Below are 17,064 nucleotides of genomic sequence, written 5' to 3'. Positions count from 1 at the left end.
CTGGGAGGCCACGGTGAGCGCACCGACTCGGACCCGGCGGACCGCCAAGAGGGCCGACAAGCGCCGCACCGCCGTTCACCGGCCGGCGACACGCAACCGCAGGTTCGCCCACGACACCCTGGTCGCGGTCGACCTCTTCAGCGGCTTTGGTGGGCTGACCCAAGGCATCGAGCGCGCCGGGTTCGACGTGATCATGGCCGCCAACCACAATCCGTACAAGGTGGAGGTCCACGAGGCCAACCATCCGTCGGCGGAGCACTGGATCGCGGACCTCGTTGACCCCGAGGCGGCGGACTACCACTCAGCGCGGGATTTGCCGGCCGCCGACTTGTTGGTCGCCGGGGTTTCGTGCGTCAACCATACGCAGGCCAACAGCAAGAAAGCCTACGCGCAAGGGCTGTCGCTGTTCGATCTCGAGGACCCCGATTTCGAGGCCGCGGTGACGCGCTCAGAGCGCGACCGAGCGACAGCGAACTGCGTGCTTCACTATGCAGCACAGCATCATCCGCGTCTCATTCTGGTTGAGTGCACCACCGAGCTCACGTCATGGGGACCGCAGATCCCGGGGAAAAAGAATGTCGGCGACGGATCAACCTACCGGTGGTGGCTGAGAGAGTTTGAGAAGATCGGCTACCGGTACCGGGTCCTGTATCTGAATTCGATGTTCTTCGGGGTGCCGCAGTCGCGTGACCGCCTGTACATCGCGTTCTGGGATCGCAAGCTGCCCACCCCGAATCTGGATCACCGGCCGCTGTCGTGGTGCGGCGTGTGCTCCGACATGGTGGAGGCGGTCTGGACATGGCGCACCGGCGTGCCGCCGTCGGGGCGAGTGGCCTGGGGTAAGCAGTACGACTACCGGTGCGAGCGGTGCCGGCGCGTCGTGATCCCTCCGTTCGCGCGTTCGCTCGATGCGCTGGACCTCACCAACCTCGGCCAGCGGATCGGGGACATGCCGCTGAAGAAGATCACGGACAAGAAGACTGGCGAGGTCTACGAGGCACCGCTGGCGCGGTCGACGCTGGCTCGCGCGGATCGGTGTCGGGAGCGCTTCGCCGAGTTTCCCGCGGTCCTCATGCCGGCCAAGGCCACTCGCGGCGTTGAGCGGCACCCGTGGCAGCCGATGTCCACCCAGACCAGCCAGCAGGAGACCGCGGTCCTGTCCACTGGCGCGATCATGGCCGCGGCCGGGCACACCTTCGAGCGGCCCGGATCGGACTGCCGCAGTAGAGATTTGTCGGAGCCGCTGTGGGCTCAGACGGCCACCAACACCACCGGTGTTCTAACACCGCCGGTCGCGATGGCCATTGACAACTACCAGGGCGCAGCGCGCGGCACCGACGAACCGCTGCCCACTCAGGGCGGATCTGAAACGCTCGGCATTGTGTCGGCCCCGGTGATGGCCAGCCGAACCAGCGCCGCCAGTCGGGCACATGGCGAGGCGCCGGAAACCTTCGTTGCAGGCGCCGGCGATGGCGGCCTGGCCGTGTTGGCCTCCGGGGTGATCCCCTACCGCAAGCACACCATCCCGGCCACCCACGCCGAGGCGATGCCGACCATGACGGCCGAGCAGATCCCGGGAGTGCTTACCGCGGCCGGGCGGGTTCAGTGCAACGGCTCGATCGAGGAAGCGAAGTACCGTGCCTACCCGGTGGATCGGCCATTGGGGACGGTCGTTGGGTCAGCGGTGACCCAAGGCGTGCTGTTCTCCGGATGGTTCAAGCAGAACGGCAGCGTGCCGGCGCAATTCCCCGCGCCCCACCCCGTCACCGATGCACTCGGAACCATCACCGCCCACGACACGACAGCTCTGCTCAACGCCGAGTGGTATGCGGCCCTCGCCGATCTGACCCTGGAGGACTGCTACTTCCGGATGATGGGAACCCCTGAGATCGGCCGCGGCTGCGGCTTCGACGTTGACTTCCCCGGCCATCAGGGCACTTTCGTCGTCTGGGGTAGCAACAGTGACCAGACCGACGGGTTCGGCAACGCAGTGTCACCGCCGGTAGGGCAGTGGTTCGGAACCCGGTTCCGTGCAGTCCTGCACGACGAGGCGGTGGCGTGATGCCAACGGCAAATCTCGCCCACAGCGAAACAAGCGAGCCTGGTACCGCCAATAGCGCCACTGATTGGCAACACCAAGCGTTCGCCGACACGGTGTTCCTTGCGGCGCAGCACGGGATGCCGCTCAACCCTGGCAGCACCCTGGGTTTGGCTCACCTGATGGAGATGCGGATACGAGCGCAATCCTTCGACAGCGCGAAACTCGGGCGCTGGCTAGGGTGGGCGCAGTGCGCTGCCGTCGCCGCTGATATCGGCATCACCTTGGAGGACATGCAAGGGATCAATACGCGGGCCGCTGAAGAGGCAGATCGTGTTTGACGACGTCGTGGCCTGGGCCAAGTACTGCCGGGAGTGGGGCGACTGGGACAAGCTGAAGGCTGAGCTGCTGGCGGAGGTCGAGTCCTTGAGGGCTGCGAGCGCCCGGCCGGTGATCGACGCCAATCACATTGACCGGCAACGCGCATTCAGCGAGGCCACGTTCGGGCCCGGCCGGCGCACCGACACGGTGGTCGATCACCTCCGCAAAGAACTGGCGGAAGTGCTCGCGGCTCCGGAAGGTCTTGAGGAATGGGTCGACGTCATCCTCCTCGGCTTCGACGGCGCATGGCGCACGGGAGCCGACTCACAGGCGATCATCGCCGCCATCAAGGCCAAGCAGGAAGTCAACGAACAACGTGACTGGCCCGACTGGCGAACCGCTGACCCCGATGGGGCCATAGAACACATCCGCGAGACGCGCACCGCCGTCGTCGAGCATGAGCCGGGAGCTGGTCGGTGAGCGACAACAGTGGAATCGAATGGACCGACGCCACGTGGAACCCCGTCACCGGCTGCACAAAGCTGAGCCCGGCGAGCCCAGGGTGCCAGAACTGCTACGCCTCGACGTTCGCCGAACGCTTCCGCGGCACGCCTGGGCACTACTTCGAGCACGGATTCGACGTGCAACTGCGGCCCGACAAGCTAGACCTGCCGCTGCGGTGGCGACGGCCCCGCCGGATCTTCGTCAACTCGATGAGCGACCTGTTCCACGACCAGGTGCCCGACGACTACATCGCCCATGTGTTCGCCATCATGCAGAGCGCCGCCGCGCACACCTTCCAAGTGCTCACCAAGCGTCATAGCCGGATGCGGTCACTGCTCAACAATGGCGACTTCTGGCAAGCCGTTACGGATTTCGGTGTTCACGTCATGTCTCAAAAGCCATCCCGGGAGCAGTTCTGGGCTGACACCGGGCAACGAAACGGCTTCCTGCCGAACGTCTGGCTGGGCGTCAGCGCTGAAAACGAGCAATGGGCCAAGATCCGTGGAGACGCACTACGGGACATCCCGGCCGCCGTCAGATTCTTCTCCTGCGAGCCGCTACTCGGGCCGATCGACGATCTTGATCTGAGCGGTATCGGCTGGGTGATCACCGGCGGCGAATCTGGCCCCGGTGCTCGACCGATGGACCCGCAGTGGGCACGTGACATCCGAGACCAGTGCGTCGCCGCTGGTGTGCCGTTCGTACACAAGCAGAACGGGGAGTGGGCCAGCAGCGGGCGGTACGGCCTCGGCATCCTCGAACCACGCCGCTGCTACGGGTCCGCCACCGAAACCGTGCGGGACGACATCACCATCCACGAGATCCTGCAGCGCGTCGGAAAGAAGGCCGCCGGCCGTCAGCTCGACGGGCGCACATGGGATCAATATCCTGAGGCGGTGAGCTGATGTCGTCACCTCAACTCGGTCTGTTCGGCCCGGAGCCGGTCAGCTCCGCGGTGATCAGCGAGTGCGGCCGGTACCGCTACGAGCTGACCAGACGGTGGGGTCCGGGCCCGTTGCTCGAGTTCATCATGCTCAACCCGTCGACCGCGGACGCGAGTGTGGATGACCCGACGATCCGGCGCTGCATCGCGTTCGCGAAACGCTGGGGCTACGGCGGCATCGTCGTCCGAAACCTCTACGCCTACCGGGCGACCCATCCCGAGGAGCTGGTCAATGTCGATGATCCGATCGGGCCGGAGAACCGCGACTACCTGAGCCGCACCGAAGCCGACTGCACGATCGTCGCGTGGGGAGCCGACCCGGCCGCCGTCGGCTGGTGGAACGGCTACCCGTTCGCTTGGCAGCGCACCGTGATCCAACGCCCCGCACTGTTCTGCCTCGGCGCCAATTCCAACGGCTCACCCAAGCACCCGCTCTACGTGTCGGCTGATCGAACGCCGGTCCGATGGGAGGCGGCCTGATGGCCCTGTGCTCGCTGTGTGCGGGTGGCGTCCACAACCACACCCGGTACGGCGCCGAAGCCTCCGAGGTCAAGGCAGGGCGTGTGCCCCTCGGCGCGATGGCCGAATGCCCCTTCGTAGTGACGAGGGGCGGCCCCCAATGCGCCTGCACCTGCCGCGCCCCGATGCGTTCCGAGAAGCATTGCGCGACATGCCGATGTGGAGATGGCTGATGCCGTCACGCATCCGACGTCGTCGGGTCGCCGGCTGGCGCTTGCCGGCGGGCGCTACCTACGTGGGCCGGCCGAGCCGGTGGGGCAACCCGTTCCGAGTGGCCGACGGCCGCCTGTACGGCACCGGCTGGGGTCTCGACTACCTGACTCACGAAGCGGCGGTTCGCGCCTCGGTGAACCTGTTCTCTGCGATGGCCAGAGGCCTGTGGAACCCCGAGCTCGCTGCGGCACTCGATGACAAGCAGTACCGCAACCTGATGGGCGACCGCGCGGCCTGGCTACGCCGAATAGGTGGAAACACGCTGCCATCCGGGCATCCCACAGAGATCATCCGCGCCGAACTCGTCCGGCGGGATCTCGCCTGCTGGTGCCCATTACCCGAGCCGGGGCAACCGGATCACTGCCACGCGGCCGTGCTGCTCGAACTCGCGAACGGAGCGCTGAGGTGATTCTGAAGCCGGTCCCGGTCCAGCGCCGGCTCCAGGCAGTCGTCGATCCGGAACCGTATGAGATCAACGTCGGTGCGCTCACGGCATCGCACATCGGGCTCACCGTTGCAGTGCGCCGTGGCAGGAATATCCTCACCGGCCCGCTGATGGATCGACCTACCGAGTCGATGACCACGCCACTGCTCGTCCTGCAGCTCGGCACCTTCCAGGTGGCACTGCACCCCGGGCAGGTCGTCATGGTGATTCCTGACGGCTACAAGGCCACGATCACGGTCGCTGCGCGCGCCGGATCGCCCGCAGCCGGGCCAACGGGCGAGTGACCGGGATGCAGGAAGTGGGCATGAGCGAGCTGACCAACGACATAGGCGGCGATGGCGCGACCCCAGGGAGGGTCGCAGTGACCGGGTCCGAAGCGGGCTGTCAGGTCGATTTTGCCGATGACGGTCGTAGAATCTGTGGTCGGCGCGAAGCCTACGCCGGGAGGGACCGCATGACCGATCGCGAGCCAGGGTTGTGGGCCGGTCAGCAGCTCGGGCGCTATCGCCTCGGCCGGCTGATCGGTCGCGGCTCGATGGGCGAGGTCTACGAGGCCGAGGACACGATCCGTGAGCGCACGATCGCGCTCAAGCTGCTGTGGGCGGATTTGAGCCGCGATTCGGGGTTTCGTGACCGTATGCAGCGTGAGGCCCGTACCGCCGGGCGGCTCCAGGAGCCCCACGTGGTGCCGATTCATGACTATGGCGACATCGATGGCCATCTGTTCTTGGACATGCGCCTGATCCGGGGCTCAGATCTGGCGGCGGTCCTGAAGCGATCCGGTCCCTTGACCGCGTCCCGGGCAGTCGGTCTGGTGCAGCAAGCGGCCTCGGCGTTGGATGCAGCCCATGCGGAGGGGGTCATCCATCGCGATATCAAGCCCGCTAACTTGCTGCTGACCGAGGAGGACTTTCTGTATCTGGCTGACTTCGGTATTGCCAGCGCCGTGGGTGACGAACCGCTGGAGGTTCCGAAGACCATTGAGGGGACGTGGAAGTACTCGGCACCGGAGCTGTTCAGCGGTAGCGGGGTCGGGGGCAGCGTCGACATCTACGCGTTGACCGCGGTTCTCTACGAGTGCCTGACCGGGAAACCGCCCTATCAGGCCGACGACGTCCAGGGCCTGATTGAAGCGCACTTGAACGATCCCGTCCCGCAGGCCAGTCAGGCCCCCGGTGTTGCACTCGCGTTCGACGCGGTCATCGCGCGGGGGCTGGCCAAGAGCGCCGAGGATCGGTACGCCACCGCGGGCGAGCTGGCCAAGGCAGCTCAGAAGGCCCTCAACGCTCCGGTGCCAGGCCGTCCAGCGGCGGCTGGCGGTAGTGCCCCGGGTGCGCCATCGGCGGCCGTCGGGCACCAGTTGGGGCCGCTGGCGGTGCCGGTGCCGCCGGCGGGCCTGCCGCCCGGTCGGGTGAGTCCGGCCGCGCCGGCGCTGCCGCGAAGTGGCCCGCACGAATCGAGAGTCGGTGCGCACCCAGGCGGCTGGGCGGGCACACAGGAAGTGGTGCGCACGGGCTTCTACTGGGATTGGCGGCTGCACGGCCCTCGGCTCGGCGCCGCGGCCGCGGCGCTGGTTTTGGTCATCGCCCTGATCGCCTGGATGACCTCAGGCGGCAACGATGGCGACCAGTCCACCGATTCGGGGGGCGTGGCAACCGGTGGTGGGCAAACGGCTGGCGTAGAGCAGTTGAGAAAGGCGATTCCGGCCGGGTACCCCGAAGGGACCTGCACGATCGCCGAGCGGCCAGCCGGCGTGGTCGCGCAACTGGTGTGCGGCAGAAACAGTGACTCCGGCGGCCCGGTGTCTGCTACCTACTCGCTCTATGCGGATCGGGAAGCGTTGCGTGCCGGGTTCCAGGAGCGGGTCAACAGGTCGGCGGTTGAACTATGCCCCGGGCGCATACAGTCGCCGGGCCCATGGCATCGCGCTACGACGCCGCCAGATGATACCGACGGCATGCTGCTGTGTGGTTTCCGTCAGGGAATCCCGCGGATCGTATGGACGACCGACGTCGACCTGGTGCTCAACGACGTGCAGGCCGACGAGCGAGCGGTGGTCCTGGATCAACTCTTCTCGTGGTGGCGCGTGCATTCCTGACAGATAGTCGCGGGGTTCACCGGGCCGGGTGGAAGGCAGTAGCACGCGTCGAGGGGTGCAGATACGGCGGCCTGAGCGCGGTGTGCCCCAGAGGGCCTGTCGTGGTTGTGCCGTCGGGAATGCAGCGGGCGGGGGCGGGACGGCCCAGGATTCCGGGTTCGTGCTCGTGACCGGCAGACCAGGAGCTACAGGCTGGGGCTTCGGTGACTTCCCAGCGGTGGACGAGGCCCTCTCCGGACCCGCGGTGCTTTCCGATCGAGGGCAGGTCGGTGAGCAGGTCCTCGATGGCGTCGGCGTCGCCGACGGCACGCCAGGTGAGCGCGGTGGCCGGGTGGGCCATCACGGGGATGACGCGGCGCTGGTAGCGGCCGGCACGGTCGGAGACCACCTGACTGCCGATCTTGGGAGTCAGGGCCTGCAGCCTGCTGCGGTCGGTTCGTGAGGTGCGCCAGCGGACGTCCGGATCGCCGTGCGCTGGGCTGGTGCTGTGGGGGTGCAGGTCGGCGAAGGTGGCCAGCCAGTGCCAATCGTCGTCGCAGGCGGGGTTGCCGCACACAGCCAAGGGCAGGTCAATGAGCGGCGGTGTTTGGTCGGGCTGGTAGGTGATCCAGGTGCCGGCGGCGCGGGTGGCCCACTTGTGGCGCTGCCACAAGACCGAGGCGAGCAGTCCGTCCAGCGCGATCCCCCAGGGGCGGGAGAGAACGACACCGTGCGGTGTGTGTGCGGTGATCTGCAGGGGGCGCAGTTGCGGCGTCATTGTTCGGCGGCGGGTTGGGATCGGGGGCCGGCTGGGACCGTGCAGTCAGGTTCAAGAGGCGGATGGAAGACATCGGCGCCGCACGCTGCCGAGCACGCCCACACGGTGTGGCCGCCACACGAACAGGGGCGATGGCCCACGATCATCCGGCCCGGCTTGAGGGAGTGCCCGGCGTGGCAATGCGTCGGTGGCCACAACACCCAGCCTCCATTGGTGGAGGGAACCAGATCACCGACGTCAGGCATACCGCACCGGTACCGGTTCGGGGTGCGGGATTCGTGCTAGCTCGCGGTGTTTCACCCAGACGGCCTATCTGGGATCAACCCGCGTCGGGGATGCGGTATTGGGCAATGAGGTGCTTGGCGCGCCGTGACAGTGAGTCCAGGTGGGCGGCGTACGCACGCCACTGGATGGGAGTGTCCACCACCGCGTAGCGGGGAAGGCTTTCGTTGATCTCGGCGATCAACTGGTCGATTCCGGCGCGGCATCCAGCGGGCAGCGTCTCAATGATCAACGCGCGGTGCAGCACCTCGCGGAGCCATCTGAGCGGGACTGTTCCATCTGAAGCCATAAGGGCAGTAAAGCACCGATCAACGACATAACGTCGACGGCAGTTCCGGCGCCGTGACCTATGGGGCCACGTGAACACCGGGCCACCGACGTGGTGGGTCCCGCGCCTGAGCATCACGGTTACGACGACTGAAGCGAGCATGCTGGTCGGGTGGTTGCGTGCGGCGGTCGCTGTAGCTATAGCGGTCTCAGCGCCCGGCAACACCGGCTAGGAACGAGCTCGTAGTTAACGGGCCGCCCCGGCGCCCTGCGCGGCGGGAGGGGTCAGGTGAGATCAGTCAGGGCGGTCAAGGCCTCTTCGCGCTGTGCGGTGAGTTCTGCGGCCCAGTCGACGCTGGGGCCGGGCAGTTGACCGCGGTTGACGGTGGGGTGGACCTCGGCGCGGATCTGGCCGTGGCCGGCTGCGATCCGGCCGCCGAGATGTCCGCGTTGCGCGAACGTCGAGAGCACGTCAGCAAGGAATGCGACCTGGGTGTCGGTGGCGTTGGTGAGGCGGACGTAGGTCTGTAGGCGAGTGCCTGCGGGGAGGGTCTCGACGCCGAATTGGCCGAGTGGACTGCTGGTTTCGTCCACGTCGGTCACGGGTGCGCTACCGGCGTTGGGGCGATGATCGGCCAGGTGGCTGAAGGACTCCTGGGACAGGCTGAAGGTCGCTGGCTGCGGAACGCCGTGTGGTGGCCGGGGCAGGAGATGTACGAGCTCGGCGACCTCGGGCAACACCTTGCCGACAGCGAGGAGTCCCGACAGGATCCGGCCGCCGGCGGCGCCGCCGAAGACGGCGATCTGAGGGAGCAGGGCTTTGAGGTGACGTTCCTGTTCATCGGTGAGGGGCCGGGCCGACTTGGCGAGACGGCCGCCGTTGGTGAGCAGGTGCGCGGCGGGGATCGGTAGGGCGCGTTCGTAGTTCAGTACCGCAGAGGTGAGCTCTTCGCCTATGCGGCGCAGCACCCCACGGAAGCTGCTGCCGGAAATGATCGGCACCTGGACCATCTCGCCGTCGGGGGTCAGGACCTTCTCGCGGCGGAACAAGGTGAAGTTATCGGTTCCCTCCGAGGTGTAGTCCTCGCGGTGCACGATTGAGGATTCCGCCAAGACGTCGATGTCCCAGGCGATGCTCGATAGGGAGGTCACTGCTTGCTCTTTCGTTGTTCGGCAACCGCTTCGGCGATGATGCGGACCCGAAGTATCAGGGCGGGCAACTCGGTGCGCAGGAGATCGATCACCGGAATCGGCGGCTCGCGCAGCAAGGTGGCAAGTTCGCGGCGGCGATCGGACTGTCTGGGCGCCGGTGCGCCGAGTTGGACGGATACCTGCGACCACCATTGGTCCAGGGTGGTCGCTCGGTAGGCGGCGCGCCGGACGCGGCCGGGCAGCAGCTCGTCCCAGTAGGTCTTGCGGTAGCGAGCCTCGGCTACCCAGCTGTTGTCCCAGTCGATGGCGTAGTGCAACAGCAGCAGTAAGCGTTCGGCGGTGTCCGCGGGTCCGGAACGTGCCTGCAGCTCGGGTACCTGCTGCTGCCACGTCCGGCTCGGTGTCGCGGCGGGTGCAGGCATGTCGGTCAGCCTAACAACGCGCGGTTCGCAATCCAGGGTTCTACGTGCGGGTTCGCTGAACGGAGTATCCGTTGGTGAGGATGCGCGCGGCGGCCCACATGGGAGGTATTGATCGCCACGGCTGCAACTGCGCCCAGGTGTTCATGATCCTGGGCCAGTGACTGCTCGGCTGTGTGGTGACGAGCCGGGCGTGTGGTGCAGCCTTGGACAATTGTGGCCACGATGCGCCGATGGTGCCGCGCAGCCACGCCAGGTCGGCCAGGCGGGCGGCCGCGTCGGCATCCCACCGCAGCGGCAGGTCGTCGGCGGCCAGGTGCCCCCATTGGCTGGCCGGCAGGATGTGGCGCCGCCGCGTCGTCGGCACCATCGCCGCCTGAGTGTCGGTGAGCGGGCCGGCGATGAGTGTGGCGGCCAGATCCGAACCGTCGCTGTATTCGATGACGTCGGTATGGGTGATCAGCGTCGCGCACTGGGCGGTGGGGGGTCGGCTATAGGCCCAGGCGCAGCAGGTGCACAGGCGCCGAGATCCGTAGGGCCAGGCATCGAAGCCGGTGAACTTCTCGGAGATGACGTGGGAACTGGCCACGGTGGCCTCGTCGGAGCCGCAACGGCCGCACCGGCCGGAAACTGACGCTGGTGCAGCAACATTGGGACGCCCGGCGGCAATCCAGGCGGTGGCAGCGGGATCGGAAAACATCGGTGCAGTCAATATACGGGTTAGGCTGATCGCACGAAACGCACACAGGGTATGGGAGAGGTTGTCGCCGCAGGTGGATTCGGGAGTGGGCCACGTGTTCACGCCCGAATCCACCTGCCTCGCCCTACCGCGAACGGCAAGCGCGGCGCGCCAGGTTTGCCGGCAACCTCCGGCCTAGATTTATCCGTATGGACATGCGGTGCCTCTGGCCGGCGGCGAGTACTGCCAGGGATTCGTGACTGACTGTGGGCGCATCCAGCAATCGGCCAAATCGTGAAGTGGCGGTCGTCCTTGACCCCGAAGGAGGGGTGATCTCCGCCCGTGATGTGAAGGCGGCCCGCGAGGTCATCGAAGATGTGATGACCGAACGAGACTTCCAGCGGCTGAGCAACAGGATCACCGACGCGGCCCGCGACAGCAACACCGGCCTGACACGAGCCACCCGAGACCGCGATAGGGCAACGCCGCGCGATGTCAGCCACGTCGACTCGCCACGGCTTCAACACGAACTGGCCGACTTCGGCGAGTTCCGCTCCCCGCTCAGTAGCCGCCAACGCAAGACCCGGTCAGCGCTGAAGAACCGTGTCATGGCCAACGCGCCGGCTTCGCAGCATCGGGCGGTCGAAACGCTGCTGGGCCAAGAAGACCAGCAGCAGTGGCAGCGCATCAACTACGACCTGCACAAGGCCGCCGGTGACGTTCAGCATCTCGCTGATACCGATCGTGCGCTGGTGCAGCGGCTGGACCGGGCGGTGCAGTCCTACGAACAGCTCAACGACCGGACGCACACCGTGTACGTCTCGGTTGAGCTGCCCGACAATCACCCCGACTTGAATCGACTTGCGCACTACCCCGCCAGCTTGCGTCCCGGCGCCAGAGTGGCGTTCGACCAGTTCACCGTCAGCCGTCACAACCTGCATGAAACCCCTGGCCACGACAGCGACCGGCATGTCGTTTTCGAGATCGCGACCAACCGCGGCATGTACCTGGGCAAGTCGGACTCGGTGGAAGATACCCAGCACCTGCTGCCGCGCAGCATGGCTTTCGAGGTGGTCTCGGTCGGGTATGCCACCTACGCGACCGGGCCGGGCGGCCACCGGGCGCGCATCGTTGTCCAATTGAGGGAGATCGGATGAGCCCGCGGCGCATGACGGCCCTCGGCGAGCTCTACCGGTTCGACCGATCACTCGATGAACGGTCTCACGCTCGCCGTGGCGCTGAACCCCGACCGGTACCACCTCACCTAACGCCGCCAAAGGAGAACCGATGACAACAACCAGCGGGTGGACCGTGCACCCAAACCGGACGGAAATCGGCCCCGATAGACCCGGCCGTAACGGCCACTTCCGGGTGCTGCGCGAGGCCGAGCGCCTTCCTGAAGAGACCTGCCTGGCCCGGGTGGTGCTGCCGGCGAAACTGGCGCACGCCGCCGACAACCCGGATGGTTCGGTCACGTTCGCCGGCCCTGACTGGGCATTCGTCGTTGGCGCCGTATACAGCTTCGCGGAGCGGCACGTTCAAGGGAAGGTCTTGCCGCCGTTCGGATTCCGCATCAAAGGCGTGTGGCAATGGTGGGACGGGAGCACCACAAAGCACTGCATCAGCGAGGGCCCCGATGCGCAAAAGCACGTCCGGCGCTACATCGCCAAGCAGTTCCCCGGAGCAGTGATCGAGCTTTCCGACCTGCGATGAACAGCCCGTCGCCGGGATTGGACATCCACGCGCTGCGGAAAATCAGGGCGCGCCGGCGCGGGCCCGCGGCTTACCAACCGCTGCTGGAGCGCATCGGCGTCCATCTCGATAGCCACGACGGGTTCGTCGCCTGGAGCGGAGGCAAGGATTCCACTGTCGTCGTCGACCTCGCCCGGCAGGTCGACCCCAACGTCCCGGTGGTGTTCTACGACAGCGGTCTGCAATTTCCGGAAACCCTGCACTACCTCGAGGACTTGGCCGGGGCCTGGAGGCTCAACTTCGAAGTCATCACCGCCGAGCCGGACCTGCTGACTCTCTTGGTCGCGGGTGGGGGATTCGACCACGACGCTGTGGATCGGCGACTTCGGGGCACGCTGGCCGAGATCATGATCACCGGACCGGCCGCGCAGGCCCACGCGCGCCACGGCCGCGGTTCGCTGTGGGGTGTTCGCGCAGAGGAGTCCCACGGCCGCCGCCAGCTCTACCGTCGCAGTCTCGGGGACGCCGCCCGCGAGCTCGGCGACCCAAGCCGTCCCGAGGCCCGGGCGGCCGGCGGCGGAGTCGTGCGACGGGCTGACGGGACGATCACCTACGGGCCGATTTGGGATTGGCAACGCCACCACGTGTTCGAATACCTCGCTGGCCGTGACATCGCACCGAACCCGCTCTACGCCAAGCTGGCACGCCTTGGAGTACCCGAACAGCAGATCCGCGTCGACTCCATCATCGACGCCTCCAAACTGTCCAACGGGCACATCGGGTGGCTGCAAAAGGGGTGGCCTGACCTCTTCGACAGGTTGGCAAGCGTCCTTCCCAGATTAGGGGAGTGGACCTGATGCCACCGCGTGAATGTTGCAATCGGTGGTGTCTGGCAACCAATTTCAGAGTTGCCGGGGACGAGTTCGCATCGGGCCTAGAACAGGCGGGTGTCGGCCCCAAGAGGGACAATTGCCAACAAGTCAAATGAAAGGGGGCGACATGACGCAGGCGAACGAAGAACGAACCGCCGCCGGCGACGTCAACGAGTTGTGCACCGACGAGTTGCCGGCGATTGTTGGTCACCACCCGGAACACGATCGCCGCCGATCTGGAGGGCTTGTCGGTGGGTCGGATGGTCCCAGCCGGGCCGCTGCGTGTGTTGACCATGATCTGGAGCGCGCGGTTGACTCCATCGGGGCGGGGAAGCTCCTCTTCAGCATCGCCGATGCGCTGGCGAAGGCCCTGAAGAATCCGCAGGCCGCTGCCCGTGCCTATCGCATTCTGCTCGCCCGCTTGGAAGGGCGAACGCTGGATCAGATCGCCCGCCGCGAGGGAGTTTCGCGTGAGCGCATTCGGCAGGTCGCACTCCGTACCCGGCGAATTGTTGCCGCGAGCCCCGAGCTGTTTGAGGGGTTCGGCGGCCTGGAGCAAGCGGCCCACAACGAGGCGCTGGGCTGGGATGGACGCCTGCGCAGTCGGTGGTGGCGGCAAGGTATTGGAGAGAGGCCGGAGTCGCCGTGCGTGGGGGGCCGACATCCTGCGCAAACGCTGGGTCAGCGAGACGACCTGGCGCACGTGAGGGCCGACCTGGTTGAGCGGCTCTTGATGACCGGCGGGGCCTGTAGAATGCTGGTGCGAGGGCAAGTCGATTCTTCGGACGGGCCCGCAACCTCCAAGAAGGGAGTGACCGACTCATGAGCACCGCAATAGCAGCGGTGTTGCCTGCTGCTGTGGACATGCGCCAAGATCCTGGCGTGGCCTCGTATCTCTGGTCGGACCTGCTCGCCCGGCGAAACGCCCTGGCTATGCACCGCGAAGACCTCGTCGAACTGCTGGAAGTGGACTGGGCCAAGTACCGGGACCGCGAGGACGGGAGTCGGCCCGTCAGCGAGTCGCTCATCGAGGAGCTGCTCGCGATGGAGGAGTTCGTGCGGGCCGAAACCGACGAACTGCTGGCGACTGCGCCGGCCGCCGCCGGAGCGGTGACGCTGCAAGCCGTCATCGACCAGGAAGACTTCGAGCGGCGCTACCTCGAGGAGCGGACGCTGCGCGATGGCCGGCCCTATCCGATGCAGCTCCACGACGTCGCGCTGGGCAGAGCAGCTGCTGAGCTGACGCGCCGCGGCTACACCGTCGAAGTCTGCCGCGGCGATCGCCGCGCAGATCTCACCGTGCGCCGGCGAGCATGCGGACTGCTGAAGAAGGAGACCGCAGACCTACTCGGCATCACCGAGAAGAAGTACAACGTGTGGGAGAGCGGCAAGACCGCGCCCGCCGGAGGGCTGCTCGCCGAGCTGCAGGCGGTCGACGACCTGATCACCGCCACCACAGTCCGGATCGACGTCACCCGCACCCCGGCAGGTGTCAACGTGATTCACATGCTCGACGACCAAACGACTTTCGAACACGCGTATCCCAACGCGCGCACCATCCGCGACGGCACACCGTATCCGCTGCGCGTACACCGCGTCGCGGCAGCGCGGCGCGCCAGCATCTTCGAAGCCGCCGGCGAGGAAGCCCGCATCGGGACGGTTTCGGACGAAAGGGATTGAGCGATGACCGGAGAATTGGCGGCCCGAGCCGCCGGCGAAATCGTCTACCGCAGCCACGACGGACTGCAGGCGTGGTGCCTCTGCGGAGATTGCACTGTGCGGCACCAGAGCAAGAATAAGCGCCGCACACAGCATGACCTCTGGGCACTTGACCGACAAGACTGGCGAATCCGTGACGATCTGGCAGCCCGCGCGGCCTGACCTCACGCGGGCTGAAGTGTATTAAAGCTGTTGGGATGTAGGCCAATACACCCGAGTCGGCAGTGCGGTTCGGGCCTGTGGACCTTGTCGGTGGTGCGCGCAATACTGGCGATATGCAAACAGACGATTGTGGCAACGCGGCGTTCGATGCGCCGGTGGTGGAGAGCCGCTTTCAGCCGGCGGTGTTTCTCGATACCGAGACGACCAGAAAGGATCGTCGGCGCGAGGCGTGGGAGATCGCGATGATCCGGCGCGATCATCACGGCGAACGCGAGATCACGATCTTCGTCGACCTGGCCGACCTCACGATGAGCGCGGCCGATCCAGTGTCTCTGGAGATTGGACGGTTCGATGAGCGCCACCCGCAGCGAGACGGAACCCTTGGCGAGGACGCACAGCTGCTATCCGGCGCCGCGGCGGCCGCGACCGTGCTGCAATGGACCGCGAAGGCGCAGATATTCGGCGTGGTGCCCTCGTTCGACATGGACTGCCTGGAAGCACTGCTCGAACGGCACGGCCTGAACCCGCAGTGGCACTTCCAGCCGTGGGACGTCGCGGTGCTGGCAACCGGGTACCTGCGTGGCCGGCAACTGCCCATCCAGCGATCAGCTGAGGCGACATCGCGCGCCTGCGGCGTCGAGGTCCCAGGAGCAGCCGAGCGGCACACGGCCCTCGGTGATGCCCGATGGGTGCGTCGACTGCATGACCGCATCATGCCAGCGGCCTAGAAACCCGGCTCCCCTAAAGCAGCACCCCCTCCCCACCCGGCACCGGGTGGGGAGGGGATGCTGCATCTGTTGCTCGTTGTGGCGGCGGTCGCTCAGGATTGACAGAGCGTGAATGTCGGTGGATGCCGGTAGAATTCGGGTGTTAGTGAGGGCTCGCTGGTCGAGCGGGCCCCAGGCACGGTGAGGGGTGCATGATGGCGAATTACTACGGTGCGGGTCGAACAAATGCGTTCAGGGTCAAGAATGTTGCAGCGTTGAAGGGCGCTCTTGAGGATGCCGACGTCGAGGTGGTGGAGGAGGGGCCTGGCACGGCGGTCGTGTTGCTGGTCAATGATCCTGACGGGGGCGGGTATTGGGGTACCGCGCTCTTTGATGACGACGGTGAGTTTGTTGACGAGCTGTTCGTGCCGGACATGATCGCCGAGCACCTGGAGGATGGCGAGGTTGCCGTCTTCGTGCATGCTGGCGCGGAGAAGCTGCGCTACATCACGGGCTACAGCATCGCGGTGCACTCCAGCGGCCAGCAGGTCCGCGTCGAGCTTGACGACATCTATGCCCTGGCTGCGCGGTCCTTTGATGTGGAGCCTTCGCAGATCAGCGAGGCCGTCTACTGAAGGCGTCGCGGTGTGCGGGCCGGGTTGTCGGTGGTGGGTTGTAGTGTCGGTGTTGTTGGGCAGGCCAGTCGGGCCGGCCCTGGGACTCCCGGAGAGGGGAATCACGATGGCTAACAAGGATTCGGCGACAGCACTGCGGGTCGGCAACGACGGTCGTGTGCAGCGGGTCGTCCTGGAGCGTGATCGAGGGACGGGCGGTGTTGGTCGGTCGTTGCGTGAGCACATCGGTTGTCGGGTGTTCGAGGTCGTGGCGCTGCCGGGTCAGGTTGATGCGTGGGTCGACGAAGAGGGAATGCTGGTGGCTGATCCGCTCAGCAACGTAAATCCTGTTGCGACCCGGATGCTTTCACAGTTCGGCGACTTGGCGCAGCCCTTGTTCGGGACGGTGGTCTTTGCGGCCACGAATCGGGCCGGTGACACGGTCGGCCTGACGGAGGCGAAGCTGTGCGGCCTGGAGTACCTCGCGGGTGTGGCCGGCGGGACCATCACCGCCGCGGAGGAGGCCAAGCCGGGAGGGTGAAGCTCTCCGGGCGTTGAGCCCGCGTCTCGCCTACTCACTTAGGGGTAGACAAGACGCGGGGCTCACCGCACCATCCCCTCCCCACCCGGCACAGGGTGGGGAGGGGATGGTGCTTCGGCT

At 66.4% G+C, this 17,064-nt stretch carries 22 protein-coding genes; 17 read left to right on the top strand and 5 right to left on the bottom strand.

Annotation, left to right across the window (positions count from 1 at the left end):
• Window positions 1-13 precede the first annotated feature (13 nt).
• The 8 genes from AC2VON_RS09095 to AC2VON_RS09060 all read left to right on the top strand — a co-directional run bounded on the left by AC2VON_RS09095 (window position 14) and on the right by AC2VON_RS09060 (window position 7,081).
• Window positions 14-2,062: a DNA cytosine methyltransferase gene (locus tag AC2VON_RS09095; protein WP_486952656.1), complete on the top strand. Its 2,049-nt coding sequence runs from the start codon at window positions 14-16 to the stop codon at window positions 2,060-2,062.
• The gene (locus AC2VON_RS09090) at window positions 2,062-2,379 is read left to right on the top strand and encodes a hypothetical protein (RefSeq protein WP_486952655.1); all 318 of its coding nucleotides are present in this window, start codon (window positions 2,062-2,064) and stop codon (window positions 2,377-2,379) included. Before AC2VON_RS09095 ends, AC2VON_RS09090 begins: the two co-directional genes overlap by 1 nt.
• The gene (locus AC2VON_RS09085) at window positions 2,372-2,839 is read left to right on the top strand and encodes a dATP/dGTP pyrophosphohydrolase domain-containing protein (RefSeq protein WP_486952654.1); all 468 of its coding nucleotides are present in this window, start codon (window positions 2,372-2,374) and stop codon (window positions 2,837-2,839) included. The genes AC2VON_RS09090 and AC2VON_RS09085 overlap by 8 nt, the downstream gene beginning before the upstream one ends.
• Window positions 2,836-3,768: a DUF5131 family protein gene (locus AC2VON_RS09080; RefSeq protein ID WP_486952653.1), complete on the top strand. Its 933-nt coding sequence runs from the start codon at window positions 2,836-2,838 to the stop codon at window positions 3,766-3,768. The genes AC2VON_RS09085 and AC2VON_RS09080 overlap by 4 nt, the downstream gene beginning before the upstream one ends.
• Window positions 3,768-4,286, top strand: coding sequence for a DUF1643 domain-containing protein (locus AC2VON_RS09075; protein WP_486952652.1), 519 nt, complete (start codon window positions 3,768-3,770; stop codon window positions 4,284-4,286). Before AC2VON_RS09080 ends, AC2VON_RS09075 begins: the two co-directional genes overlap by 1 nt.
• Window positions 4,287-4,497: 211 nt before the next feature.
• Complete coding sequence (locus AC2VON_RS09070; protein WP_486952651.1) at window positions 4,498-4,947, top strand: DUF4326 domain-containing protein; 450 nt, start codon at window positions 4,498-4,500, stop codon at window positions 4,945-4,947.
• The gene (locus AC2VON_RS09065) at window positions 4,944-5,267 is read left to right on the top strand and encodes a hypothetical protein (protein ID WP_486952650.1); all 324 of its coding nucleotides are present in this window, start codon (window positions 4,944-4,946) and stop codon (window positions 5,265-5,267) included. The genes AC2VON_RS09070 and AC2VON_RS09065 overlap by 4 nt, the downstream gene beginning before the upstream one ends.
• A gap of 170 nt (window positions 5,268-5,437) precedes the next feature.
• On the top strand, window positions 5,438-7,081 hold the full coding sequence (locus AC2VON_RS09060; protein ID WP_486952649.1) for a serine/threonine-protein kinase: 1,644 nt from the start codon (window positions 5,438-5,440) through the stop codon (window positions 7,079-7,081).
• A 16-nt stretch (window positions 7,082-7,097) separates the two neighbouring features.
• Here AC2VON_RS09060 and AC2VON_RS09055 read toward each other — a convergent pair whose 3' ends face one another.
• From AC2VON_RS09055 to AC2VON_RS09035, 5 genes are all read right to left on the bottom strand, one after another.
• Entirely contained in the window at window positions 7,098-7,838 is a 741-nt protein-coding gene (locus AC2VON_RS09055; protein WP_486952648.1) for a hypothetical protein, read from the bottom strand.
• 319 nt (window positions 7,839-8,157) lie between these two features.
• A complete protein-coding gene (locus AC2VON_RS09050) occupies window positions 8,158-8,409 on the bottom strand; it encodes a hypothetical protein (protein WP_486952647.1) in 252 nt (83 codons plus the stop codon).
• Between the two features lie 263 nt (window positions 8,410-8,672).
• Complete coding sequence (locus AC2VON_RS09045) at window positions 8,673-9,539, bottom strand: RAMP superfamily CRISPR-associated protein (protein WP_486952646.1); 867 nt, start codon at window positions 9,537-9,539, stop codon at window positions 8,673-8,675.
• Complete coding sequence (locus AC2VON_RS09040) at window positions 9,536-9,961, bottom strand: hypothetical protein (protein ID WP_486952645.1); 426 nt, start codon at window positions 9,959-9,961, stop codon at window positions 9,536-9,538. The genes AC2VON_RS09045 and AC2VON_RS09040 overlap by 4 nt, the downstream gene beginning before the upstream one ends.
• A gap of 40 nt (window positions 9,962-10,001) precedes the next feature.
• Entirely contained in the window at window positions 10,002-10,547 is a 546-nt protein-coding gene (locus AC2VON_RS09035; protein WP_486952644.1) for a hypothetical protein, read from the bottom strand.
• A 389-nt stretch (window positions 10,548-10,936) separates the two neighbouring features.
• Between AC2VON_RS09035 and AC2VON_RS09030 the strand changes: the two genes are divergently transcribed.
• The 9 genes from AC2VON_RS09030 to AC2VON_RS08990 all read left to right on the top strand — a co-directional run bounded on the left by AC2VON_RS09030 (window position 10,937) and on the right by AC2VON_RS08990 (window position 16,944).
• Window positions 10,937-11,794 (top strand): hypothetical protein, encoded by an 858-nt coding sequence (locus AC2VON_RS09030; protein WP_486952643.1) that lies wholly within the window; start codon window positions 10,937-10,939, stop codon window positions 11,792-11,794.
• A gap of 130 nt (window positions 11,795-11,924) precedes the next feature.
• Window positions 11,925-12,350: a hypothetical protein gene (locus AC2VON_RS09025; RefSeq protein ID WP_486952642.1), complete on the top strand. Its 426-nt coding sequence runs from the start codon at window positions 11,925-11,927 to the stop codon at window positions 12,348-12,350.
• Window positions 12,347-13,186 (top strand): phosphoadenosine phosphosulfate reductase domain-containing protein, encoded by an 840-nt coding sequence (locus AC2VON_RS09020; protein ID WP_486952641.1) that lies wholly within the window; start codon window positions 12,347-12,349, stop codon window positions 13,184-13,186. Before AC2VON_RS09025 ends, AC2VON_RS09020 begins: the two co-directional genes overlap by 4 nt.
• Window positions 13,187-13,328: 142 nt before the next feature.
• Complete coding sequence (locus tag AC2VON_RS09015; protein WP_486952640.1) at window positions 13,329-14,027, top strand: hypothetical protein; 699 nt, start codon at window positions 13,329-13,331, stop codon at window positions 14,025-14,027.
• Window positions 14,024-14,881 carry a hypothetical protein gene (locus AC2VON_RS09010; RefSeq protein ID WP_486952639.1) on the top strand — a complete coding sequence of 286 codons (858 nt, stop codon included), beginning with the start codon at window positions 14,024-14,026 and terminating at the stop codon, window positions 14,879-14,881. The genes AC2VON_RS09015 and AC2VON_RS09010 overlap by 4 nt, the downstream gene beginning before the upstream one ends.
• A 3-nt stretch (window positions 14,882-14,884) precedes the next feature.
• Entirely contained in the window at window positions 14,885-15,082 is a 198-nt protein-coding gene (locus AC2VON_RS09005) for a hypothetical protein (protein WP_486952638.1), read from the top strand.
• A 113-nt stretch (window positions 15,083-15,195) separates the two neighbouring features.
• Window positions 15,196-15,810 carry a hypothetical protein gene (locus AC2VON_RS09000; RefSeq protein ID WP_486952637.1) on the top strand — a complete coding sequence of 205 codons (615 nt, stop codon included), beginning with the start codon at window positions 15,196-15,198 and terminating at the stop codon, window positions 15,808-15,810.
• 191 nt (window positions 15,811-16,001) lie between these two features.
• Window positions 16,002-16,424 carry a hypothetical protein gene (locus tag AC2VON_RS08995; RefSeq protein ID WP_486952636.1) on the top strand — a complete coding sequence of 141 codons (423 nt, stop codon included), beginning with the start codon at window positions 16,002-16,004 and terminating at the stop codon, window positions 16,422-16,424.
• Between the two features lie 106 nt (window positions 16,425-16,530).
• Window positions 16,531-16,944: a DUF3846 domain-containing protein gene (locus tag AC2VON_RS08990; RefSeq protein WP_486952635.1), complete on the top strand. Its 414-nt coding sequence runs from the start codon at window positions 16,531-16,533 to the stop codon at window positions 16,942-16,944.
• The last annotated feature ends 120 nt before the right edge of the window (window positions 16,945-17,064 follow it).

Source organism: Mycobacterium sp. TH-M82, assembly GCF_057473605.1.
Note: the sequence above shows the minus strand (reverse complement) of the source record. Positions and strands in the feature narration are given on the sequence as shown.